Source organism: Pseudomonas sp. Je.1.5.c, assembly GCF_051129895.1.
Lineage (GTDB): Bacteria > Pseudomonadota > Gammaproteobacteria > Pseudomonadales > Pseudomonadaceae > Aquipseudomonas > Aquipseudomonas urmiensis.
Window position 1 is genome coordinate 1 of record NZ_JBCPSP010000040.1, and the last position, 23951, is coordinate 23951.

The 23951-nt window shown below is 63.5% G+C and carries 18 protein-coding genes and 1 other RNA gene; 4 read left to right on the top strand and 15 right to left on the bottom strand.

Annotated elements, in window-relative coordinates:
• Positions 1 to 335: 335 nt before the first annotated feature.
• The 5 genes from AAZU54_RS22280 to AAZU54_RS22300 are packed head-to-tail and all read right to left on the bottom strand — an operon-like array spanning position 336 to position 5669.
• A complete protein-coding gene (locus tag AAZU54_RS22280; protein ID WP_368972496.1) occupies positions 336 to 1400 on the bottom strand; it encodes a 2,3-butanediol dehydrogenase in 1065 nt (354 codons plus the stop codon).
• 54 nt (positions 1401 to 1454) lie between these two features.
• Positions 1455 to 2561, bottom strand: coding sequence for an acetoin dehydrogenase dihydrolipoyllysine-residue acetyltransferase subunit (locus tag AAZU54_RS22285; RefSeq protein WP_434727687.1), 1107 nt, complete (start codon positions 2559 to 2561; stop codon positions 1455 to 1457).
• Positions 2558 to 3580: an alpha-ketoacid dehydrogenase subunit beta gene (locus AAZU54_RS22290; RefSeq protein ID WP_405129298.1), complete on the bottom strand. Its 1023-nt coding sequence runs from the start codon at positions 3578 to 3580 to the stop codon at positions 2558 to 2560. Before AAZU54_RS22290 ends, AAZU54_RS22285 begins: the two co-directional genes overlap by 4 nt.
• 33 nt (positions 3581 to 3613) lie before the next feature.
• Complete coding sequence (locus tag AAZU54_RS22295; protein ID WP_405129299.1) at positions 3614 to 4591, bottom strand: thiamine pyrophosphate-dependent dehydrogenase E1 component subunit alpha; 978 nt, start codon at positions 4589 to 4591, stop codon at positions 3614 to 3616.
• A gap of 22 nt (positions 4592 to 4613) precedes the next feature.
• Positions 4614 to 5669, bottom strand: a complete 1056-nt coding sequence (locus AAZU54_RS22300) for an ATP-NAD kinase family protein (RefSeq protein WP_405129300.1) — start codon at positions 5667 to 5669, stop codon at positions 4614 to 4616.
• Between the two features lie 278 nt (positions 5670 to 5947).
• On the opposite strand from AAZU54_RS22300, the gene AAZU54_RS22305 reads away from it, so the two are divergent.
• Positions 5948 to 7801, top strand: a complete 1854-nt coding sequence (locus AAZU54_RS22305) for a sigma-54-dependent Fis family transcriptional regulator (protein ID WP_434727688.1) — start codon at positions 5948 to 5950, stop codon at positions 7799 to 7801.
• A gap of 181 nt (positions 7802 to 7982) precedes the next feature.
• Here AAZU54_RS22305 and recR read toward each other — a convergent pair whose 3' ends face one another.
• Both recR and AAZU54_RS22315 read right to left on the bottom strand, forming a co-directional pair.
• On the bottom strand, positions 7983 to 8585 hold the full coding sequence (gene recR, locus AAZU54_RS22310; RefSeq protein WP_264235009.1) for a recombination mediator RecR: 603 nt from the start codon (positions 8583 to 8585) through the stop codon (positions 7983 to 7985).
• 163 nt (positions 8586 to 8748) lie between these two features.
• The gene (locus AAZU54_RS22315; protein WP_434727689.1) at positions 8749 to 10077 is read right to left on the bottom strand and encodes an MFS transporter; all 1329 of its coding nucleotides are present in this window, start codon (positions 10075 to 10077) and stop codon (positions 8749 to 8751) included.
• A 360-nt stretch (positions 10078 to 10437) separates the two neighbouring features.
• Between AAZU54_RS22315 and proC the strand changes: the two genes are divergently transcribed.
• Positions 10438 to 11229: a pyrroline-5-carboxylate reductase gene (gene proC, locus AAZU54_RS22320; RefSeq protein ID WP_434727690.1), complete on the top strand. Its 792-nt coding sequence runs from the start codon at positions 10438 to 10440 to the stop codon at positions 11227 to 11229.
• A 198-nt stretch (positions 11230 to 11427) separates the two neighbouring features.
• On the opposite strand, the gene AAZU54_RS22325 is transcribed toward proC, so the two are convergent.
• Positions 11428 to 11754 (bottom strand): YbaB/EbfC family nucleoid-associated protein, encoded by a 327-nt coding sequence (locus tag AAZU54_RS22325; RefSeq protein WP_186556024.1) that lies wholly within the window; start codon positions 11752 to 11754, stop codon positions 11428 to 11430.
• 64 nt (positions 11755 to 11818) lie between these two features.
• Entirely contained in the window at positions 11819 to 13876 is a 2058-nt protein-coding gene (gene dnaX, locus AAZU54_RS22330) for a DNA polymerase III subunit gamma/tau (protein ID WP_434727691.1), read from the bottom strand.
• A 141-nt stretch (positions 13877 to 14017) separates the two neighbouring features.
• Between dnaX and AAZU54_RS22335 the strand changes: the two genes are divergently transcribed.
• A complete protein-coding gene (locus AAZU54_RS22335; protein WP_434727692.1) occupies positions 14018 to 14788 on the top strand; it encodes a substrate-binding periplasmic protein in 771 nt (256 codons plus the stop codon).
• Here AAZU54_RS22335 and AAZU54_RS22340 read toward each other — a convergent pair.
• Positions 14777 to 15265, bottom strand: coding sequence for a DUF2938 domain-containing protein (locus tag AAZU54_RS22340; protein WP_405129304.1), 489 nt, complete (start codon positions 15263 to 15265; stop codon positions 14777 to 14779). The two genes, AAZU54_RS22335 and AAZU54_RS22340, sit on opposite strands and share 12 nt — an antisense overlap.
• Positions 15266 to 15349: 84 nt before the next feature.
• On the opposite strand from AAZU54_RS22340, the gene AAZU54_RS22345 reads away from it, so the two are divergent.
• A complete protein-coding gene (locus tag AAZU54_RS22345; protein ID WP_312155091.1) occupies positions 15350 to 15757 on the top strand; it encodes a helix-turn-helix domain-containing protein in 408 nt (135 codons plus the stop codon).
• A gap of 174 nt (positions 15758 to 15931) precedes the next feature.
• Here AAZU54_RS22345 and ffs read toward each other — a convergent pair.
• From ffs to AAZU54_RS22370, 5 genes are all read right to left on the bottom strand, one after another.
• Positions 15932 to 16028: signal recognition particle sRNA small type (gene ffs, locus AAZU54_RS22350), an RNA gene on the bottom strand.
• Positions 16029 to 16149: 121 nt separating this feature from the next.
• Complete coding sequence (gene ligA, locus AAZU54_RS22355) at positions 16150 to 18480, bottom strand: NAD-dependent DNA ligase LigA (RefSeq protein WP_434727693.1); 2331 nt, start codon at positions 18478 to 18480, stop codon at positions 16150 to 16152.
• 115 nt (positions 18481 to 18595) lie between these two features.
• Entirely contained in the window at positions 18596 to 19492 is an 897-nt protein-coding gene (zipA, locus tag AAZU54_RS22360) for a cell division protein ZipA (protein WP_434727694.1), read from the bottom strand.
• Positions 19493 to 19697: 205 nt separating this feature from the next.
• Positions 19698 to 23186, bottom strand: a complete 3489-nt coding sequence (gene smc / locus AAZU54_RS22365; protein ID WP_434727695.1) for a chromosome segregation protein SMC — start codon at positions 23184 to 23186, stop codon at positions 19698 to 19700.
• Positions 23187 to 23189: 3 nt separating this feature from the next.
• On the bottom strand, positions 23190 to 23849 hold the full coding sequence (locus AAZU54_RS22370) for a GntR family transcriptional regulator (RefSeq protein ID WP_186556016.1): 660 nt from the start codon (positions 23847 to 23849) through the stop codon (positions 23190 to 23192).
• Positions 23850 to 23951: the final 102 nt, after the last annotated feature.

Here is a 23951-nt window from a genome sequence, read left to right on the forward strand (position 1 = left end):
AATACTGAGTGCGTTCAGTTGATTGATGGGCCAGCCTGGCTGGCCTCATCGCGGGGCAAGCCCGCTCCCACGATAGCGCACAGTAGCGCTGCCAAGTTGGCGCTAGATACAGATTGGCGTGGGAGGTGGCGGTGTGCCGACGTTCTGCCTGACTGAGTTTTCGCTGAGCGAATACTGAGTGCGTTCAGTTGATTGATGGGCCAGCCTGGCTGGCCTCATCGCGGGGCAAGCCCGCTCCCACGATAGCGCACCGTAGCGCTGCCAAGTTCGCGCTAGACACAGATTGGCGTGGGAGCGGGCTTGCCCCGCGATGAGGCCCTATCAAACGCCAGAGATCAGCGCCCGCCCGGCGAAACGATGATCTTCACATTCTCCTCCTTGTTGTTGACCAACTCCTCGAACCCCAGCTCGACAATCTGCTCCAGGCCAATGCGCCCCGTCACCAGCGGGCGAATATCCAGCCGCCCATCGGCAATGAAGGCAATCACATCGGCGAATTCGCCGTTGTAGGCCAACGCCCCAAGCACCTGTTTCTCGGTCGAGACCAGATCGAAGAAGTTGAACGCACTGGGCTCCTCGAAGATCCCCACCAGCACGCACTTGCCCGCTTTGCGAATGGCATCGATGGCAAGCTTGGCGGTGTGCTTGTTGCCGATACACTCAAAACTCACATCCGCGCCCAGCCCCGCCGTTAGCCCGCGGATCTCGGCCAGGGCGTCGCATTGGCTGGGGTCGAGCACGGCACTGGCGCCCACTTGCAGGGCCTTGGCCTTACGTGCCGAGGACATTTCCAGGGCGATCACCTGCGCCGCGCCCGCCGCCTTGGCGCACATGATGGTACACAGGCCGATGGTGCCCGCACCGACCACCACCACGTTCTGCCCCAGCAGGCTGCCGGCCTTTTTCACCGCATGCATGCCCACCGCCAACGGCTCGATCAACGCCCCCGCCTCACGCGGGAAACCTTCTGGCAAGCGGTACAGCAGATTGGCCGGTACATTCACTCGCTCGGCAAAGGCGCCGTTGTTCATCAGCCCGGTAAAAGCCAGCTGTTCGCAGATGTTGTACAAGCCATGGGTGCAGTAATAGCAGCTGCCGCAATGCTGGCAGGCATCGGCGGCCACCGCATCGCCGACGGCGTAGCCGCTAACCCCCTCGCCGAGCTTGGCGATCTCGCCGCAAAACTCATGACCCAGGATGCATTGCCCCTGGATCCCGGTCAGCGGATGCGGCGCCTCGACCGGTATGAACACCGGGCCTGCGACGTATTCGTGCAGGTCCGAGCCGCAGATCCCGCACCAATCCACCTTGATCTGCACCCAGCCAGGCGGCGGATCGTCCGGCAGTGGTACCTGTTCGACGCGAATATCATGGCGGCCATGCCAAACGGCGGCGCGCATATGGGTGTGGCTCAGGTCGTTCATTATTGTTGTCTCCAGGCTCACGTAAGTGACTCAGTGTTTGCGCAGGAACGCCTGCAAGGCTTGGTTGACCTGCTCGGCAGCCTCCATCTGCACCATGTGCCCAACCCCGTCGATCAGCAGCAATTCGGCTTCTACGCCTTGGCTGTGGCTGGCGGGGATGATCGCGTCCTGACTGCCCCAAACCACCAGGGCCGGATGCTGCCCAAGCACCCCGCGCAAGTCGTGACGCTGGCGATCGCCCTCGGCGATGCTCGCCGCCAGTTGCCGCAGGGCGCTGTCGACGCCTTCCAGGCGCTTGAACTTGAGCATGTCCTCGAGCATCTGCCGGGTCACCAGGCCCTGATCGGCAAACAGCTTGCTCATGTGTGGCTTGAGCGCATTGCGATTGCCCGCCTCGACGAAGCCCTGCAGGTACTGGCCATTGATCTGCGCGCCTAAGCCGGCGCTGGCGATCAGGCTCAGGCTGGCCACCCGCTGGGGTGCCAGGCGCGCCAGGTTGAGGCTGACCGCGCCGCCCATCGAGTGCCCTGCCAGGTGGGCGCGGGGAATGTCGAGGTGATCGAGCAGCGCCAGCAGCGCGTCACTCAATTCATCCAGATCGCCCCGTTGCAGGGCCTTGGCCGACTCACCATGGCCGGGCAGATCGAGCGCGATGACCCGACGCTCGGCCGCCAGCGCCGGGTGGTTGAACAGCCAGTTGTTCAGATCGCCAGCAAAGCCATGCACCAGCACCAGCGGCGTGCCGCCCTCGCCCAGCTCGAACCAGCGCAACAGCCGGCCGCCGACCTCGGCCTTCTGCGGCGTCGGCCCCTGGGCTTGATCGGCGCCGCCGTCGGCCACGAACTCGGCCTGAAAGCGTTGTACCACCGCATCGATCTCAGCCTCCTGCGCCTCGCCTTCGACCACCACCGCCAGCAGCGCACCGACCGGCAAGGTCTCGTCAGGCTTGGCTACTTGCCGGCGCAGCACGCCACTGAATGGCGCCTCGACGCTGCTGCTGATCTTGTCGGTCTCGACATCCAGCACTTCATCGCCTTTGTTGATCTGCTCGCCTTCCTGCTTGAGCCAGGTGTCGACCCGGCCCTCGGTCATCGACAGGCCCCATTTGGGCATGGTCAGGGTATGGATCTGGCTCATGCGGCGCTCCTTGCAGCTTCGATGACCTTGCGCACGGCAGCCTCGATCTTCGCCGCAGTGGGGATGTACAGGTCTTCCAACGCATCGGAGAACGGCACCGGGGTGTGCGGCGCGGTGACCATCTCGATCGGCCCCTTGAGCGATGAGAAGGCTTTCTGTGCCACCAGCGCGCTGATGTCGGTGGCCATCGAGCAGCGCGGGTTGGCCTCGTCGATCACCACCAGCCGACCGGTTTTTTCCACACTTTCCAGGATGCTGTCTTCATCCAGCGGGCTGGTGGTGCGCAGGTCCAGCACTTCGCAGTCGATGCCCTGGCGCGCGAGGTTGTTGGCCGCCTCCATGGCCAGGTGGACCATGCGCCCATAGGTCACCAGGGTCACGTCGTCGCCGTCGCGCAGGTAGTTGGCTTCTCCGAAGGGTACGGTGTAGAGCTCCTCGGGGACCTCGCCTTGCATGCTGTAGAGCAGTTTGTGCTCGCAGAAGATGACCGGGTCGTTGTCGCGAATCGCCTGGATCAGCAAGCCCTTGGCGTCATACGGCGAAGAGGGGCAGACCACTTTCAGGCCGGGGATGTGGGTCCACAACGAGGTGAGCATCTGCGAGTGCTGGGCGGCGGCGCGCAGGCCGGCGCCGACCATGGTGCGCATCACCAGCGGGGTCACCGCCTTGCCGCCGAACATGTAGCGAAACTTGGCCGCCTGGTTGAGGATCTGGTCCAGGCAGCAGCCCGCGAAGTCGACGAACATCAGTTCGCACACCGGACGCAGGCCCTGGGTGGCCGCGCCCACTGCAGCCCCGACGTAGCCGATCTCCGACAGCGGCGCATCCAGCACCCGACCGGGGAACTGGTGGTAAAGACCCTTGGTCACCCCCAGCACACCGCCCCAGGCATCGTCCTCGCCCGGCGCGCCGGCCCCGCCAGCCACGTCTTCACCAATGATGAACACGTTCGTGTCGCGGCGCATTTCCTGGGCCAGGGCCTCGTTGATGGCCTGCTGGTAGCTGATCTTTCTTGCCATGATGATTCTCCTGTCGTTGTTGTTGTGCCGGAGTCAGGGATAGGCGACGTAGACGTCGGTGAGCAGGTCGGCCGGTTGCGGCTTGGGGTCGGTTTTGGCGCGGCGCACGGCGTCCTCGATCAGGTCTTCGACCTGGGCATCGATGGCATCGAGTTGCTCGGCGCTGAGCACGCCGCTACGGGTGGTCTTGTTACGGAACTGCAGCAGGCAGTCACGGGTTTCGCGCAGGTTCTTCACTTCATCCGGGGCGCGGTAAGTTTGTGCATCGCCCTCGAAGTGGCCGTAATAGCGGGTCAGCTTGACCTCGATCAGCGAAGGGCCTTGGCCGGCACGGGCGCGCTCGATGGCAGCGCCAGCGGCTTCATGCACAGCGAAGAAGTCGAAGCCATCGATGGTGACCCCGGGCATGCCAAAGCCTGCCGCGCGGTCGGCGATATGGTCACAGGCCACCGACCAGTTCGACGCGGTAGCCTCGGCGTAGCCGTTGTTTTCGGCAACGAAGATGCACGGCAGGTTCATGATCGAGGCCATGTTCATCGCCTCGAACACCGCGCCCTCGTTGGAGCCGCCATCGCCGAAGAACGCCACCGAAACGTCATCGCGGCCCTTGAGCTTGGCCGCCAGGGCAGCGCCCGCGACCAGGGGCGCACCGGCCCCGACGATGCCATTGGCGCCGAGCATGCCCTTCTCCAGGTCAGCGATGTGCATCGAGCCGCCCTTGCCGCCGCACACGCCGGTCTTCTTGCCGTAGATTTCGGCCATCATCCCGTACACATCGACGCCCTTGGCGATGCAATGGCCGTGGCCGCGGTGGTTGGAGGCAATACAGTCGGAGTCGCGCAGGTGCGCCATGACGCCGGCCGCCGACGCTTCTTCGCCGGCGTACAGATGAACGAAACCGGGGATTTCGCCGGTGGCAAACTCCACATGCAGACGCTCTTCGAAGGCACGGATCGTGCGCATCACTTGATAGGCGTGGAGCAATTGCTCGGAACTGAGGTGAGTGGACATCTTGTTGTTCTCCAGGGTTGTCTCAACACAGGTTTGCAGGGAGCTGCCGGTGACCGCGCGGTACCGCCAGCAGGTGATGACGGGCGGCATGCGCCAGCACGGCCTCGACGTCGATGGTCAGCGGGCCTTGATGGTCGAGGGTGATGGTGGGGGTGTCGTGTTCGGCGAACTCGATCTCGCGTTCGCCATCCAGGGCCAGGGTGCCGCTGGATAGGCTCAATGAGTAGGCGACGCCGGGCGTGAGTGCGCCGCTGGCGGTGATCCCGCAGCCTTGCAGCAGGCCGGGGGCCAGCGGCGCCAACAGGGCCTGCTCAGCGCCGGGATGCAGGCGCACCCAGGCGCCTTCAGCGGCCTGGCGCGACACCGGGCACCACAGCCCGCAGAGCGCCGACAGGCCAATCGCGTGGGGTTCGGCGAAGCAGGCGAACACTTCTGCCAAGTCTTCGCTGCGGCTCAATGCGCGCGCGCCGACGAAACGTTGTGGGGAGACGGCCACTTCGACCAAGGCCCATTCGCACAGGCCTTGCTCGGGCACGCGCACCAGCAGGCGCTTGTTGCGACGTAGGCCGATGCTGGAGGGAATGCGACCACTGGCCACCAGGCCACCCGCAAGGCCGGCGCTGGTCGCCTCGCGCAGCTCCGGGAAGGCATTGTTGGTGCCGGTGGAAAGGGTCAACAGCGGCACGTCACCGGCCTCGGCTGCCACCGCCTTATGCGTGCCATCGCCGCCCAGTACCGCGATCAGGCTGGCGCCGCGCTCGACCATCCAGCGCGTGGCCAGACGGGTATCGGCGACCGTCTGGGTCAGTGGCAGATCGAGCACCTGCAGCGCCGGCCAATGCTGGTCGCGGGCAACTGGGCCGCCGCTGGCCTTGAGCACAGCGGCGGCGATCCCGGTCATATCGGTTGGCAACAGCACCTGGGCGATACCGGTGGCGCCGAAGGCTGCGAGCAGACGCTGGATGGCCGAAGCCTTGTCGGTACTGGAATAGAGCCCTGCGTTAGCGGTCAGGCGACGCAGGTCGCGGCCCGAAGCTGGGTTGGCAATGATCCCGACGATTGGCGCGGGTTGCGGCATGGCGCACCTCATTTTCTTGTTTGCCAGGGCTAGAGCAAGTGCGGTGCCAGCTTTGCAACTACACGCGCCAGATGCCGAGCCAGAGCGCTTCCAGCGCGACAAGACCCGCCCCTGCGCCAGCCGCTGCGAGACGCTGCGTACCGGTCAGGCCAGGCGCTGGGCGAGACGCTGAGACGCAGCGTCTCAGCGCCACCGGCAAGCACGTGGCGCTTGTCGCCGCTCGCCCACAAGCGCTTAATGGCCGCATAACGACAAGAACACGAGAACCGGAGGCCCCAATGCTTGCCGCGAACTCCCGAGCCCATGTCGACTGTGTCAGCCGGGTAGTGAAGAACGCCGATCGCCTGCCCCAGGCGCCGGTGCCTGCGCTGATCCTCGACTCCTGGCGTCGGTCCATGGACCTGTACCGTCTCGACCCCGGCTCCCAGCAAGGGCCACGCATCCTTTCGCAGAACCTGCTCAACGAATGCCGCGAGCGCGCCGAACTGTTCCTGCGTATCGCCAGCGACGCGGTAGCGCGCTTGCATGGCCGGGTGAGCGGTGCCGACTATTGCGTACTGCTCACCGACGCCCAAGGGCGGACCATCGACTACCGGGTGGAAGCGGCGATTCGCAACGACTGCCGCAAGGCCGGGCTGTACCTGGGCACCTGCTGGTCGGAAGGCGAGGAAGGCACCTGCGGGGTAGCGGCAGTGCTGACCAACAAGGCACCGGTCACCGTGCACAAGCGCGATCACTTTCGCGCCGCCTTCATTGGCCTGACCTGCACCGCAGCACCGGTTTTCGACCCACAGGGCGAGTTGCTCGGGGTGGTCGATGTGTCGGCCCTGCAATCGCCAGATGACCGCCGCAGCCAACATCTGATTCGCCAATTGGTGGAGCAGACCGCGCGGGAGATCGAAAACGCCTTTTTCATGCACAGCAGCCAGGGCCACTGGGTGATGCGCGCCCATGGCACGCCCGGCTATGTCGAGAGCCAGCCAGACTACCTGCTGGCCTGGGATGGCGATGGCCGCCTGCAGGCGCTCAACAGCCTGGCACGCCAGCACTTGCTCGAGCGCCACGGGCGGTTGCCGGAACATATCGGCGAGCTATTCGACCTCGATCAGCTACGTCGCGCCAGTGACGCCAGTGCCCAGCGCCTGCCCGGCTGGCAACTGTATGGCCGGGTCAGTGCGCCGCGCTGCCTGCGTCCACGCGCCCAGGCGCCGCAACACACCCAGGACCCCCGCATCGAGCAGCACCTGCGCCTGGCCACTCGGGTCAAGGACTGCAACCTGGCGGTGCTGGTGCAAGGAGAGACCGGCGCCGGCAAGGAGGTGTTTGCCCGCCAGCTACATGGACAAAGCCAACGCCGCACAGGCCCCTTCGTCACCCTCAACTGCGCAGCGATTCCGGAAAGCCTGATCGAAAGCGAGCTGTTCGGTTATGTCGCTGGCGCCTTCACCGGGGCATCGAGCAAAGGCATGCAAGGGCTGCTGCAGCAGGCCGATGGCGGCACGCTGTTTCTCGACGAGATTGGTGATATGCCGCTGAGCCTGCAGACTCGCCTGCTGCGCGTACTGGCCGAAGGCGAAGTCGCGCCCCTGGGTGCGGCGCGGCGTGAGCGGGTGGATATCCAGGTGATTTGCGCCACCCACCGGGATTTGGCGGCGATGGTCAGCGAGGGGCGCTTTCGCGAGGACCTGTACTTTCGCCTGGCCAATGCCCGCTTCGAGCTGCCGCCCCTGCGTGAGCGGGCTGATCGGCTCGGGCTGATTCATCGCATGCTGGCTGAGGAGGCGCAGGCTTGCGGCGTTGAAGTGATGTTGGCCGATGCCGCGTTGGAAGCGCTGCTGACCTATCGTTGGCCGGGTAATCTCAGGCAATTGCGCCAGGTCCTGCGCTATGCCTGTGCGGTGTGTGATGGCGGCCAACTGCGGCTTGAGGATTTACCGCAAGAGGTGCGTGGAGAGGTCGAACCTGCTGCCCAGGCCAGTGCTTCCAGCCCGGCGCGACAGGTGCTGCTCGATGCGTTGATTCGCCATCGCTGGAAGCCGGCGGAGGCGGCCCGGGCATTGGGGATTTCCCGGGCGACCCTGTATCGGCGGGTGCATGAGCACCGGATCGAGATGCCACGGATGAAGGTTTGACGGGTGTCAGTTACGGCCTCTTCGCGGGCAAGCCCGCTCCCACAGGGATTGCACAAAGCTCAAGGTCTGCGCGGTGCCTGTGGGAAATCACTCGACGCCCAGCCCACAGACACAGCGCAAAGCTAAAGGTCTATGCGTTACCTGTGGGAGCGGGCTTGCCCGCGAAGAGGCCGCTACAGCCTCACAGCGAAATCGGCCGACGCCCAGCGAAGGCATGGGCCAAGGTGCCGCCATCCACCAGCTCCAGCTCGCCGCCCAGCGGCACGCCATGGGCGATCCGCGAGGCCACCAGGCCCTTCTCATTGAGCAACTGGGCGATGTAGTGCGCGGTCGCCTCGCCCTCCACCGTCGGGTTGGTCGCCAGGATCACTTCACTGAAACTACCCTGTTCCTCGATCCGCGCCATCAACTGCGGAATGCCGATCGCCTCCGGCCCCAAGCCATCGAGCGGCGACAGATGCCCCTTCAACACGAAGTAACGCCCGCGATAGCCCGTCTGCTCGACCGCGTAGACATCCATCGGCCCTTCCACCACGCACAACTGGGTATCGTCGCGGCGCGGGTCGGCGCACTGCGGGCACAGCTCCTGCTCGGTCAGGGTCCGGCATTGGCGGCAATGGCCAACGCCTTCCATCGCCTGGGTCAGGCTCTGGGCCAGGCGCAGGCCGCCGCTGCGGTCGCGCTCGAGCAACTGCAAGGCCATACGCTGGGCAGTTTTCTGACCAACGCCCGGCAGAATGCGCAGGGCGTCGATCAGTTGGCGGATGAGGGGGCTGAAACTCATGGGAAAGGCCTGACAGTTCAATGAGAGGCGGTTTATACCGGCCAAGGCAGGCAGCGTCAAATCAGCTACAGCGCAGCGGCAACTGTCCTACCTGCTGTTGCAATTGACACTGGCTGCCCGGCCCGCGTTCACGCCAGGCCGGGCCTTTTCCACCGGCCGTCACTCAGGCCGACTTGACCGCCCCACGCAGGGCTGGGTCTTGGTCGTCGCGCTTGGGTGAGCGCACGGCCAGCACCGCAATCAGCGCGATAGTGACAGTGCCCAACAGATACAGGGCCACCGGTTGCCAGTCACCGTTGTAGCGGCTGAGCAGGTAGGTGGCGATCAACGGTGCGGTGCCGCCAGCCAGTGCTGCGCCCAACTGGTAGCCGAGGGTGATGCCGGTGTAACGCACGCGGGTGGAGAAGATCTCCGAGCTCATGGTGCCCAACACCGCAGTAATCGGCGCCCAGAGCACGCCGAAGGCGATGATCGTAGCGACCATCAGGCCCCAGGTGCTGCGCGTATCGAGCAGTTTGAAGTACGGCACGATGAACGCCGCCATCAGCAAGATGCCACCGATGTAGACGGCCTTGCGCCCGACCTTGTCCGACAGCCAGCCCATTAGCGGAATCATCAGCGAAGCCACGGCCGCGGCGATCATCACCGCATTCAGGGTGCTGACCTTGTCATAGCCCAGGGTACTTACCGCGTAGCTGACCACGAAGGTCGAGAAGATATAGAAAGGTGCCGTTTCCACCACCTTCAGGCCAGCGGCGATCAGCACTTCACGCCAGTGGTTGCGCAGGGTTTCCACCAGGGGCATCTTGGCGACGTTGCCCGACTCCTTGGCCTTCTTGAAGTCCGGTGTTTCATCCAGGCCGTGACGAATCCACAAGCCGAGGAACACCAGGCCAGCGCTAAGCACGAACGGCACTCGCCAGCCCCAGCTGAGGAACTGCTCTTCAGGCAACATGGCCATCAGGCTGACCGCCATGGTCGCCAGCAGCATGCCGACGGTAACCCCCACCTGCGGCACGCTGCCGAACAGGCCTTTACGCTTGGCCGGAGCGTATTCGTAGGCCAACAGCAGCGCCCCGCCCCACTCCCCGCCGATGCCCAAGCCCTGTACCACCCGCAGAGCGATCAGCAGGATCGGCGCCCAGACGCCGATGTGCTCGTAGGTCGGCAAGCAGCCGATCAGCACCGTGGCGCCACCCATCAAAGACAGGGTGATGACCAGGGTTTTCTTGCGACCGATACGGTCGCCGATGTGGGCGAAAATCACTCCGCCGATGGGCCGTACGAAAAAAGTCAGAGAAAACGACAGGTAAGCCAGCAACAACCCGACCACCGGATCGAAGTTGGGGAAGAACAGCTTGTTGAATACCAGCGCGGCGGCGGTGCCGTAGAGGAAGTAGTCGAACCATTCGATGGAACTGCCGGTAAGGCTGGCGACCAAAGCGCGGCCGCGCCCCTGGGTCGCGGTGGGGGTTGCACTGGACGGCGTCATGCGAGTCTCCGTTTTTTTGATGTTATGTCGGCGAGCACAGGGTGGAGCAAGGCAAAGAGCAACCAGGTTGCACCCATGCCAGCGGATCTTAGTGAAAGTTCTAAAAAAGGTACAACCCAGATTAAACGTTTAACCCGCAATTATTTTCAGAAGACAGTGGAAATGCGCTGTTTTGGTTCAAGTTTTACAGCGGAAATTGCGTATAGCGCCATAGCGGTGCGCACGACTGCGCAGTCACCGAGTTGCCAAAACCTCAACACTTTTTTGTTTTTGCTTTTTGTGGTTGCACCCAGTTGCACCCATATTTAAAAAGCCCTTACTCTGAAAAGACATCACAACAACAACCAAGGGGACTTGCCGGTGAAAACGCTGTTTATTGGGTATGGCCGCATGGGCGCTGCATTGGGCGATGCGTGGCTGGCCACAGGCTTGATCGAGCAGTTGAGCATCGTCGATCCGGGGCTAACTGGCGCTGGCGGCGACGGTCGTTATACGCGTCTGGCCGATGTGCCCGACGAGGCATTCGAGCTGATCGTGCTGGCCGTCAAACCGGCTTATGCCAGTGAGGCCCTGGCAGGGCTCAGCGATCGGCAATGTGCGCAAGCCTGCGTGATTTCGGTGGCTGCCGGGGTCACCCAGGCGACCTTGAGTGCAGCCCTGGGGCAGCGCTGCCCGGTGGTGCGAGCCATGCCTAATACTCCAGTGCTGGCCGGAGCCGGTTGCACCGGGCTGTATGCAGGCGATGAGCTTGAGGCGAGTCAGCGCGCCAGGATCGGCCAGTTGTTCGAGGCGGTTGGCTTGGCATCCTGGGTCACGACAGAGAGCCAGCTCGATGCGGTTACAGCCATCAGCGGCAGTGGCCCGGCGTATTATCACTTGTTAAGCGAGGCACTGGCGCAAGCAGGGGTCAAACTTGGACTTACTGCTGAATTAGCAGGCGCCCTGGCGGCACAAACTGCGTTTGGCGCAGCAACTTTGCAACAGCAGCGGCATGCCGATTTCACCGAACTTCGTCTGGCGGTTACTTCGCCAAATGGCACGACGGCGGCGGCGATTGAAGTGTTTGAGAATGGGGAGAAGTTGCGCGACTTGGTCGAAGCGGCAACTGCAGCGGCCTATCGACGATCCGTGGAGTTGTCGCAAAACAGCTGAAGTCAGTTTATTAACTAACCGTTCAAGTTAAAAACGTGCTGCGTTATCTTTTACGGGCACGTTGAGCGTGGCATCGTTGTTGGACGTTGTGACCCTATCGCGGGGCAAGCCCGCTCCTACAGAAATTGTGCAAACGTGTAGGAGCGGGCCTGCCCCGCGATGAGGTCAGATCAAACAGCGCATTTGCGCAACGCTGGATCAGAACGGCATCTTGAAGCCTGGCGGCAACTGCATGCCAGCAGTCATGCCACCCATTTTCTCCTGGCTGTTCTGCTCGACCTTGCGTACCGCGTCGTTGACGGCGGCTGCGATCAGGTCTTCGAGCACTTCCTTGTCTTCCTGCATCAGGCTGTCATCGATGCTGATGCGCTTGACGTCATGACGACCGGTCATCACCACGCTGACCAGGCCCGCGCCCGATTGCCCGGTCACTTCAGCGTTGGCCAGCTCTTCCTGCATCTTGGCCATTTTTTCTTGCATCTGCTGCGCCTGCTTCATCAGGCCGGCCATGCCACCTTTCATCATGGGGTACACCTCGATTGGGTCATGTGATGCGGCCAAGCACGCTGCCGGCCGCACGGATATCGGTTCAATCGCCCTGGCTGACCAGGGCCTCTACAGGCTCAATAGTATCCTGACGCACGGTCGCGCCGAACTGCCGGATCATCTGCTGGATGAGCGGATCACGCTCGATCGACACTTCAGCCTCATGCTGACGCTCCGAGCGCTTGCGCGCCGCAGCTTGCGCCGGGGTTTCCTGCTCGGGGCGGATCAGCTCGATGCGCAGCTGCAAGGTGCGGCCCAGGTGCTGGTTGAGCGCCTCGTTGAGTCGCCGCTGCTGGGTCGAGTTGAACAGTGCGCCCTGGGCTGGGTCCAGGTGCAGCAGCCAGTCATCGCCGTCGGCAGCGATCAGGGTACAGTTTGCCGCGATGTTGCCTGTCATGCCGGACACAGGCAACTGCGGGAATAATGCCAGCCATTGCAGCGCAAGACCGGTGGCCGGCTTGGAGGCTGGCAGAGGCTCGGCAACCGGGGCGGTTTCAGCCTCATGGACATGCTCAGCCAACTCATCCAGGTAGCTGAAGCCTGCCGGATCAGACTCGGGCGCGTAGTAATCTTCATCCAGCGGCGGCTCGTCGTCCCGATCCATGCCAACAGCGTCATAGGCAGAGGGATCGAACGGCGGCTGGTCATCGCTTGGCGGCCCGGCTTGCGGCGCAGGCGGCGCGACTGGCGCAGGCGCTTGCAGCACCGGCTCGGCCGGCACTGTCGCCTCCTCCCACGGCAGATCGACAACCTCTTCCTCAATTGGCGCAGGTTCTTGGACGGCAACCGGCGCCTCTGGCGCGGGCTCAGGCTCGATAACCGGCTGCGCGGCAACCGGCTCCAGCACCGCAGGCTGCGCCGTCACAGGCGCTGCAACGGGCTCGTGCGCCTCGACCGGCGCTGGCAGGGCCGGCGGTTCAGCGACCGACGCTGGCGCTGCCACCGGTTTTGCAGAATCAGCTGTGGCCTGGCTGATCCCCACTGGCTTTAGCACCGGGGTCGGCGCGTCGTCGGTATCGGCGGGGCGGAACGCGAGCATGCGCAGCAGGACCATTTCAAAGCCACCGCGCGGGTCCGGCGCCAAGGGCAAATCGCGGCGGCCAATCAAGCCCATCTGGTAGTAGAACTGCACATCCTCGGCGGGCAGCGCCGAAGCCAGGCTCAACACCCGCTCGCGGTCGCCCTGGCCGTTGTCCACCGCCTCAGGCAGCGCCTGGGCAATGGCTACGCGGTGCAGCACGTTGAGCATCTCGGCCAGCACGCCACTCCAATCCGGCCCCTGCTCGGCCAAATCACGCACCGCTTGCAGCAGCGCCCGCGCATCACCTTCGAGCAGCGCCTGCAGGACGCCGTACACCTGGCCATGGTCGAGCGTGCCGAGCATCGCCCGGACATCAGCGGCCAATACCTTGCCTTCACCGAAGGCGATGGCCTGGTCGGTCAGGCTCATGGCGTCGCGCATCGAGCCATCGGCCGCGCGCCCAAGCAGCCACAGGGCATCTTCTTCGAAGGGGACGTTCTCGGCACCGAGCACATGGCTCAGGTGCTCGACCACCCGCTCCGGGCTCATGTTCTTCAAAGAGAACTGCAAGCAGCGCGACAGGATGGTCGCCGGCAGCTTTTGCGGGTCGGTGGTCGCGAGGATGAACTTGACGTACGGCGGCGGCTCTTCCAGGGTCTTGAGCAGGGCGTTGAACGAGTGCGTGGAGAGCATGTGCACTTCGTCGATCAGGTAGACCTTGAAACGCCCACGGCTCGGCGCGTACTGCACGTTATCGAGCAGTTCGCGGGTGTCTTCGACCTTGGTGCGGCTGGCGGCGTCGATCTCGATCAGGTCGACAAAACGCCCTTCGTCGATCTCCCGGCACACCGAACAGGTGCCGCAGGGGGTCGAGGTAATACCGGTTTCGCAGTTCAGGCACTTGGCGATGATCCGCGCGATGGTGGTCTTGCCGACCCCGCGCGTGCCGGTGAACAGGTAGGCGTGATGCAGGCGCTGGTTGTCCAGGGCGTTGATCAAAGCCTTGAGCACATGGGTCTGGCCGACCATTTCGCGGAACGAGCGCGGACGCCATTTTCGTGCAAGAACCTGATAACTCATTAAAAAACCATCGCAAACTGAACGAGCGGAAGATCGCTAATGCTAGCGGAGCGGGGGCAAAATTGCACCCGGCCAATCTCGTCTAAGCTAAGCAACGCACGACTAGGCTCAGACCCTAGGGAGTAATCAGGGAGGAAAACCGTGCGGCGAATCCTGGCGATCCTGCTGTTGTGCTCCACTCACAACCTGGCCCAACAGCCGGTGCTGCGCTTCTCGGTCGCCGAAAGCTGGAGCATGCCACTGATCCGCATCGAGCACCAACAGCCGGTCGAAGGCATTCTGTTCGACCTGATGCAAGCCGCCGCGCGCGAGGCCGGGGTACGCGCCGAGTATCACCTGATGGCTCGCCTGCGCCTGCAACAGGCGCTTGAAGACGGCGATATCGACGTGCGCTGTTATGTCGCCACCCACTGGCTGATCGAACGGCCGGGCAACTACGTCTGGAGCGTGCCGTTGATCCAGCAGCGCGATTTGCTGGTCAGCCGCAGCGCCGACCTGGCCCCCATCAACCCAGAGCAATTGCCAGCACAGGCCATCGGCACGGTGCTGGGCTATCGCTACCCGACCCTCGATCCGCTGTTCAGCCAAGGCCGGCTGCGCCGCGAAGACAGCCGCAACCAGCAACTCGCCCTGCAAAAGCTCGAGGCCGGACGTTACCGCTATGCCGTGAGCAACCAATTGTCATTGCACTGGTTCAACCGCCAACTCCCTGCAGCGCAGCGCTTGCGCGCACAGAGCGTGCTCGAGGAGCAATCGTTGGGCTGCATGGTGCGCAACGATCCAACCCTGCCCACTCAGGCACTGCTCAGGGCGCTGGTGCGGATCAAGCAGTCCGGAGAAGTCGAACGGATAGTCCAGCGCTACACCAGCCAGGATGCTGCGGGTCAGATCGTCAGCGGCTCAACTCACTGAAAGCCCCAACGCACTGAGGTACAGGCCCAGACCAAATACGCCATGCGTGGCCAGGCTACGCAGGCAGTTTCGCAACGGTGTGGGAGTATTGTTGGCAAACAGACCTGCGCCAAACGCCGGCTGCACCACACACAACGGCACCAGCACCGAAGCCAAGCCGAAGCCCAATGCAGGCAGCAGGGACGGCGTGCGTAGCCAGCCCTCCCCGGCCAGGCCGACCAGCAGCGCTGCGAACAGCAACCCAGTCGCGTAGTGCAGCGCCCATCCCCAGGCCAACTCATGCCTGACCGGCGCAGCCTTGGCGATGGCCGGGTGATACACGCGCCCCTGCAGCAAATGCCCGGCCCAGCGCCCGACCATGGCGTAGTTGAGCGTGGCCACACCCAGCCGTTTGAGCAGCAGCGTCCACAGGTCCATGACCAACGTGGCACCGATACCGATCAGCGCAATGTAAGTAATGAAGGTAGTAGCAGTCATGGCGAAACCCTTGGCAGATTGACGGAAAGGCCCAATGCCGCGCAGCATAGAAGTTGAAGTCAACTTCAAGTCAAGGGACCACCCATGGACATCGCCGATGTCGCCAAACGCACCGGAGTACCGGCTTCGACGCTGCGTTACTACGAGAACAAAGGTTTGCTCAAGTCGCTCGCAGGCAAGGGCCAGCGCCGCCAGTTCGCTGCCGACGTGGTGGATCGCCTGGCGCTGATCGCCTTGGGCCAGGCAGCCGGGTTCTCGCTCGATGAAGTGGCGAGCATGCTGGTCGATTTGCAGGTGAACCGCGAAATGTTAGTGGCCAAGGCTGACGAGATCGATGCACGGATCAAGCGCTTGCAGGCCATGAGCAAGGGGCTGCGTCATGCGGCGGCGTGTCCAGAGGAAGACCATCTGGCGTGTCCGAAATTTCAGCGACTGCTGAAACTGTCGGCTGCTGGCGTGCTGGCTGTTGAGCGCAGTCAGATGCGGAGCTAGACGTTAGGGATGCCGTCGTTTGAACCGGCCACCTCGCAGGCAAACTTGCGAAAAGTCAGACACGATCAGCCACCTACCACGCAGGCAAGTGATGAAAATTCTTCGCAAGGAGGCGGCGAAAACACTATCAGGCCAAGGAGACGGAGCGTTTTCCGACCCCTGAAATGGAGGCGGCCCCACCAGCCACACCCCGGCACTCGATGTCCCCGCCTTGGCTGCTCCCTTCCGGGCCTGACCAGGTAAACGGGTAATCAATGCGGGGGGACCGATGGGGCCACCACTACGCTGCTCGCCATGTGACGAGCCGCGCCATTGTACCGGTCTGAGGCGAAGTTACAACCTCTGCCTCAAGAAAAAACCATCATTTCTCAATGACTTGTCCCGTCGGGCGGTCAGACGCTGATGCCCTGCTCGGCCAAGAAGGCGATAAACGCGTCTTCATCAAGCACCTTGACCCCCAGTTCGCTGGCCTTGGCCAGCTTGGAGCCGGCACCTGGGCCTGCGACCACGCAGTGGGTCTTGCCGGAGACCGAACCGGCGACCTTGGCCCCGAGGCTTTCCAGCTTGTCCTTGGCGATGTCGCGACTCATGCGCTCCAGGCTGCCGGTGAGCACCCAGGTCTGCCCGGCCAGGGGCAGCCCTTCGACCACTTTCTTCTCGCTGGCCCAGTGCATGCCAAATGCCTGCAACTGCGCTTCGATAGCACGCGCCAACTGTTGATTGGCCTCGCTCTTGAAGAACTCGCGCACGGCATCGGCCTGTTTGCTATTGAGGGCTTGGCGCAGATCGATGCCATCGGCTTGGATGATCTGGTCCAGGCTACCGAGTTTGGCCACCAGCTTTTCAGCGCCGGTCGGGCCGACCGAGGCGATATCGAGCTTGGCGATCATCCCGGCCAAGGTGGTGCTGGCGGCGAACTCCGCGGCCAGCTCGCCTTCTTCCTGCAACTGCATGCCGCTGGCGAGCAACTGCTGGATGACGTCGCGGTTGTGCTGGTCTTCGAAGAAGTTGTGGATCTCGTGGGCGACTTCCAGGCCGATGTCGGGCAGATAGGTCAGCACCTGCGGCAACGCCTGCTGTACGCGCGCCAGACTACCCAGCGAGCGCGCCAGGACCTTGGCAGTCTCCTCGCCGACATCAGGAATGCCAAGGGCATAGATGAAGCGCGCCAGGCTCGGCCGCTTACTGTTTTCAATCGCTTCGAGGAGTTTGTTGCTGGACACCTCGGCAAACCCTTCAAGCTCGACAATTTGCTCGAACTTGAGGGTGTACAGGTCGGCTGGCGAGCGGATCAGGCCTTCGTCGACCAGTTGCTCGACGCTCTTCTCGCCCAGGCCATCGATATCCATGGCACGGCGCGAAACGTAGTGAATGATCGCCTGCTTGAGCTGCGCAGCGCAGGCCAGGCGGCCGACGCAGCGGTACACCGCGCCTTCGCTGGTGGTTTCCTTGCCTTTGCTGCGCTTGACCAGCTGGGTGCGCTCGACCTGCGAGCCACACACCGGGCATTGGCTGGGCACCTGCACCGGGCGGGCATCCTCGGGGCGGCGTTCGAGCACCACCTGCATCACCTGGGGTATCACGTCGCCGGCCCGGCGAATGATCACCGTGTCGCCGATGCGCAGGCCCAGGCGGGCGATTTCGTCCATGTTGTGCAAGGTCGCGTTGGACACCGTCACCCCGGCCACCTTCACCGGCTTCAAGCGCGCGACGGGCGTGACCGCACCGGTACGGCCGACCTGGAACTCGACATCGAGCACTTCGGTAAGCTCTTCCATGGCCGGGAACTTGTGGGCGATCGCCCAGCGCGGCTCGCGGGCGCGAAAGCCCAGCTCACGCTGGGAGGCCAGGTTGTTGACCTTGAACACCACGCCATCGATCTCATAGGGCAGATCATTGCGCCGGGCACCGATGTCCCGGTAGTAGGCCAGGCACTCTTCGATGCCTGCGGCGTGCTTGAGCTCGCGACTGATCGGCAGGCCCCAGGCCTTGAGCTGCTCAAGAATGCCGATATGGCTGTCGCCGATAGTTTCCGACACTTGGCCCAGGCCATAGCAACAGAACTCCAGCGGGCGGCTGGCGGTAATTTTCGAATCCAGCTGACGCAGGCTGCCAGCGGCAGCATTGCGTGGGTTGGCGAAGGTCTTGCCGCCGCTTTCGGCTTGCGCGGCATTGAGCCGGTCGAAGCCGGCCTTGCTCATGAACACTTCACCACGCACCTCCAGCACCGCCGGCCAACCACTGCCCTGCAGCTTGAGCGGGATGTTGCGCACAGTCCGCACGTTGGCACTGATGTCTTCACCGGTGCTGCCATCGCCACGGGTAGCGCCCTGCACCAGCTGGCCATCGCGGTACAGCAGGCTGACCGCCAGGCCATCGAGCTTGGGCTCGCAGCTGTAGTCGACCGCGCCTGGCTGATCGAGACCTTCCACCACCCGCCGATCGAATTCGCGCAGGTCGGTTTCCTCGAAGGCGTTACCCAGGCTGAGCATGGGGATCTCATGACGCACCTGGCTGAATGCCGCCAGCGCCGCACCGCCGACACGCTGGGTTGGCGAGTCGGGGGTTACCAGGTGCGGGTGCTCGGCTTCCAGCGCCTTGAGCTCATTGAACAAGCGGTCGTATTCGGCGTCCGGCACGCTGGGTTCATCGAGCACGTAATAGCGGTAGTTGTGCTGATCGAGCTCGGCACGCAGTTCATGGATTCGGGATTCGGCGTTCATGGTCATCTTCTCTTGCAAAGCAAAAGAGCAGCCCCGGGGCTGCTCTTGCGCTTGAATCATTCGCGGGCGGGATCGAGGCAGGATCCGCCCGCTCGGGTGTTACAGCTTTGAGCGATCAGCGCTTCTGGGTCAGCGCGCGGCGCTCGAACTCGACGATGCGCTGGCGGTAGTGCTCGATGGTCTGCGCGGTCAGCACGCTGCGCTGATCGTCCTTGAGCTCGCCATTGAGCTCATGGGCCAGCTTGCGCGCTGCGGCAACCATCACATCGAAGGCTTGCTTGGGATGACGCGGGCCTGGCAGACCGAGGAAGAAGCTCACCGCCCGGGTGCTGAAGTGGTCGATGTCATCCAGGTCGAAGATACCCGGCTTGACCGCGTTGGCCATCGAGAACAGCACTTCGCCGTGGCCAGCCATGCTTTCGTGGCGGTGGAAAATGTCCATCTCGCCGAAGCGCAGACCGCTCTCAAGAATGTTCTGCAGCAGGGCTGGGCCCTTGAAGCCGCCTTCATCACGGGAGATGACGCTGATCACCAGCACTTCTTCAGCCGGCGGCAACTCTTTGACCGAGCTGTTGCTGGACGAAGACGAGCCACTGCTGCGGCTGTTCTCGGCGGCGTAGTCATCGTCGGCCTCGGCGAACAGGTCGGGTTCACGCGAGTCGGCCGCCAGGTTCAGGTCGCCCTGCTGTGGCTCGCTATGGGCACGTTTGCCGCGCTTGGCCGCCTTGGCCGGTTTGGCTTCGCGCTCACGCTCGCGTTCGCGCACCGGGGCGCTCATCGAAGGCAGGTCGGTTTCGTCCAGCTCGGGCTCTTTGTGCTGGCCTTCGAGCACGCGTGCAGGGCCGAGCACCTCGGCGCCGCCCTCTTCATCGGGCAGGTTGGAGTAGCTGCGATCCAGACGGAATTTCAACTTACCCTTGCCGCCACGCATGCGTCGCCAGCCGTCGAAAAGAATACCGGCGATGACAATGATGCCGATGACGATCAGCCACTCGCGCAGACCGATTTCCATGTAATCCCGTGCCTCTATAAAAAATATGCTTGAAAACAAAGGGTTCAAAGCCCTTTAACACGTGGCGCCAACTCTATGTTCTGACAGGCGTTTTACCCACGCAAAATACACGTGACATTAAGCTAGCACGACCAAAGGCAACTTTACACCGTCTGTCGCACATGACAGGGGGTTTTACCTACAGAAAACGCCCTATCTTCGCTCATCAGGTATCAACCATGGCCATTGCTTCCTCCACATCAACTGCAACAAGACGTGAACAGCCCGGTTCGTGCATGGTCACCCCCATCAGTTGATCGGCCATTTCCATGGCAATCTTGTTATGGGTGATGTAGATGAACTGCACGGTCTCGCTCATTTCCTTGACCAGCCGGGCGTACCGCCCGACGTTGGCATCGTCCAGCGGCGCATCGACTTCATCGAGCATGCAGAACGGTGCCGGGTTGAGTTTGAAGATGGCAAATACCAACGCCAGGGCGGTCAGGGCTTTTTCGCCGCCGGACAGCAAGTGGATCGTGCTGTTTTTCTTGCCCGGCGGGCGCGCCATGATCGTCACCCCAGTATCGAGTAAATCTTCGCCCGTCAGTTCCAAGTAAGCACTGCCGCCACCGAAAACTTTTGGAAAAAGTGCCTGTAAACCGGCATTTATCTGATCAAAGGTATCCTTGAAGCGGTTGCGGGTTTCCTTGTCGATCTTGCGAATGACGTTTTCCAAGGTGTCCAACGCTTCGACCAGATCGGCATCCTGAGCGTCCAGGTAACGCTTGCGCTCGGACTGCTGCTGGTACTCTTCGATGGCCGCCAGGTTGATCGCCCCCAAGCGCTGGATGCGCGCCTCGACCTGCTCGAGCTCCTGCTCGGTGCCCTGTTCGCTGGCGTCGGCTTCGAGGGTGGCGAGCACCCCTTGCAGGTCGAAGCCATCGGCGAGCAACTGCTCCTGCAGGGTGGTGCGGCGCAGCACCAGGCCTTGGGATTCCAGGCGTGACTGCTCAAGCTGGCCGCGCAGCAACTGGGCCTGTTGCTCGGCCTGGGTGCGGCGCTTCTCAGCGTCGCGCAATTCACGGTCGGCTTCGTCCATGTGCAGGCGCGCCAGACGCATTTCTTCATCGACGCTCATGCGCCGTTCGAGCAGCTCTTCGAGCTTCAGGCGCAATTCCTCTTGCGGCGCCTCGCCCTCCTCCAGGTTCAGGCTCAGTTGCTCCTGGCGCTCACTCAGGCGCGCGGCTTGCTGCTCGAGACGCTCCAGGGCCTGGCGGGTGGAGTCATGCTGGGCGCGCAACGAGCCCAGGCGCACCGCCAGTTGATGGGCGTGATCCTTGTGCTGGCGCGCTTCCTGGCGGACCCGATCGAGGCCTTCGCGCAAGGTATCGCGACGGGCCATCAACTGCTCGCGCTGCTCGGTATCCTGGGCCATCAGGTCCAGGGCCTCTTGCAGAATCAGCCGCGCCTCACCCAGCTGCTCATGCTCGATGGCGCGTTGTTCGCTCAACTCGGTGAGCTCTTCTTCGAGACGACGGCGGCGCAGTTCCAACTGTTCGGCGCGGGCGCGGCCAGCGGACAGGCGGGCCTTGAGCTCACCCTGCTGGCGGTTCTCATCCTGGCTGCGGCGGCGCAATTGCTCGCGCTGCTCTTCCAGCTCTCGCTGTTGCTCGCGCTGCCCCTGAAGCTGCTGCTCCAGCTGTTCGAGCAGGGCCTGCTGCTCCAGCTGCTCCTGGGCCAGGCGCTCGATTTCCTGCCCGCGAGCCAGCACGCCACCTTCGGCCTCACCGGCGCGGCTGACCCGCAAGAAATGCCGCCCCACCCAGTAACCATCGCGACTGACCAGGCTCTGCCCTTCGCTTAATCCGGCACGCTGAGCCAGTGCCTGCTCCAGGTTTTCTACCGGACGCACCTGCCCCAGCCAGGGGCTCAAGTCAGTGCGCCCCTCGACCTTGTCCAGCAGGCTGCCCGGCAGCCGCGCAGCCTCGCCTACAGCCAGCAGCAGGCGCAGATCGCCCTGCTCGAGCGCGGCGAAATCAAGCTGGGTGAAGTCATCCACCAGCACCGCTTGCAGGTCGGCGCCCAGCACAGTTTCCACCGCCAGCTCCCAACCCGACTCGACGCGCAGCCCCTCGGCCAGTCGCGGGCGTTGCTCAAGGCCTTGGCCGCGCAGCCAGTCGGCGGCGCCAGCGGCAGGCTCCAGGGCCGCTTGCTGCAAGGCTTCGAGAGACGCCAGGCGACCGCCCAGGCGCTGCTGATCGCCCTGCAACTGCTGATGTGCCTGAGTCGTTTGCTGGAGCTGCTCACGCACTCCTTCCAGGCGCTCGACCACCTCCTGCTCGGCCATCTGCAGCTCTTCGAGCAGCAGCTCGCTGCTGGCAACCTGCTCGGTCAGCTCAAGCGTAGCGGCGTCCTGCGGGTCGGCGCCAAGCTGGTCGCGTTCCTCGCCTAACTTGCGCTGGCGCTCAGAGAGCCGCTCAAGGCTGGATTCGAGTTGCTGCAAGCGCGACTGCTGAACCTCGGCCTGCCGCCGGGGTTCGGCCGAGCGGGTATTGAAGCTGTCCCACTGCTCCTGCCAGCCGTGCATGCCCAGCTCGGCTTCTTCCAGGGTGGCGGCGGCCTCCTCGGCGGCGGCCAGGGTCATTTCCTGCTCCGGCTCGAGCATCGCCAGCTCTTCACCGAGGGTGGCCAGCAAGGTACGGTCGTGGCCCAGGTGAGACTCGGTTTCCAGGCGGGTGCGCTCGGCTTCTTTCAGATCATCCTGCAACTGACGCAGGCGCTGCTGGCCGTGCTGGATGCTCTGCTCGACGCGGGCAATATCACCGGCCACCGAATAAAAACGCCCCTGCACCTGATTGAAGCGTTCGGACAGCTCATGATGGCCATCACGCAGGCGCTCGATACTCGCATCAGCATTGCGCTGCTCGGCCACCAGGGCCTCGAAGGCCACTTCCTGATCGCCGATGATGGTTTCACGCTGGCCCACCCGCTGGTCCAGATCGCGCCAGCGCAGGGCCGACAGGCGCGCTTTGAGCTGACGCTCGCAGGCCTTGTACTCGCGGTACTTCTCGGCGGCCTGGGCCTGGCGGTGCAGGCGTTCGAGCTGGCGTTCCAGCTCATCGCGCAGGTCGGTCAGGCGCGCCAGGTTCTCTTGGGTGCGGCGAATGCGTGTCTCGGTCTCGCGGCGGCGCTCCTTGTACTTGGAGATGCCCGCTGCTTCCTCGATGAAGTTGCGCAGTTCTTCAGGCTTGGCCTCGATCAGCTTGGAGATCATGCCCTGCTCGATGATCGAGTAGCTGCGCGGGCCTAGGCCAGTGCCAAGGAAGATATCGGTAATGTCACGCCGACGGCACTTGGTGCCGTTGAGGTAGTAGGTGTTCTGCGCATCGCGCGTCACTTTGCGCCGGATCGAGATCTCGGCGTAGGCGGCGTATTCGCCGACCAGGGTGTTGTCGCTGTTATCGAACACCAGCTCGATGCTGGCCTGGCTGACCGGCTTGCGGCTGGTCGAGCCATTGAAGATGACGTCGGTCATCGACTCGCCACGCAGGTTTTTCGCCGAGCTTTCGCCCATCACCCAGCGCACCGCATCGATGATGTTGGACTTTCCGCAGCCATTGGGCCCGACCACAGCGGCCATATTGCTGGGGAAGTTGACCGTGGTCGGGTCGACGAACGACTTGAACCCGGCCAGGCGAATGCACTTGAGGCGCATCGATCAGGTCCGCGCCAACGCCGCCAGCACCAGCTCGCAGCTGCGCTGGCAGTAGGCGACCAGCACCTCGCGGATGCGCGGCAGATCGCGCGCGACCACAGCCTCGAGCAGGCGCGAGAACAGCTCGAGGTAATCGAGCATGTTCGCCTGGCGCTGATCCAGGGCCAGGTAATAGGCGCGGCTCATGGCCGGCTGCAGGTTTTCTACGGTTTCTTGCAGGTACGGATTGTCGGCGAACGGATAGGCGGCGCGCATCACGGCAAAGCTTTCGGCGACGAAGGTCTTGATGTCGGTACTGCTGTAGGCCTGCTGCAGGCGCTGCTGAATCGCCAGGAACGGCAGCAGGTCGCTGTCAGTCCGCCATTTCTGCGCGACGGCATTGCCCAACAGGATGTAAAACTCGCCCATCAGCGCGCACAGGCTGCGCACACTGCGCTCGTCGAGTGTGGTCACATGGGCGCCACGACGCGGCAGGATCGCGACCAGATGGCGACGTTCGAGGATCAACAGCGCCTCGCGCACCGAGCCGCGGCTGACGTTCAGGGCCTGGGTGACTTTTTGCTCCTGGATGCGTTCGCCCGGCGCCAGCTCGCCGCGGATGATCCGCTCGGCCAGGTAATGGGCGATCTGCTCGGAGAGGCTGTCCGGCGCCTTGAACGTCATGGTTTTCCTTCAAAATCATTGAACTGGGTACAAGGGGCGGATTGTAGCGCACTTGCCTGGAGGGCGAGCAGAGGGGCGTGGCGGTTTATTCGAGCGGTTATT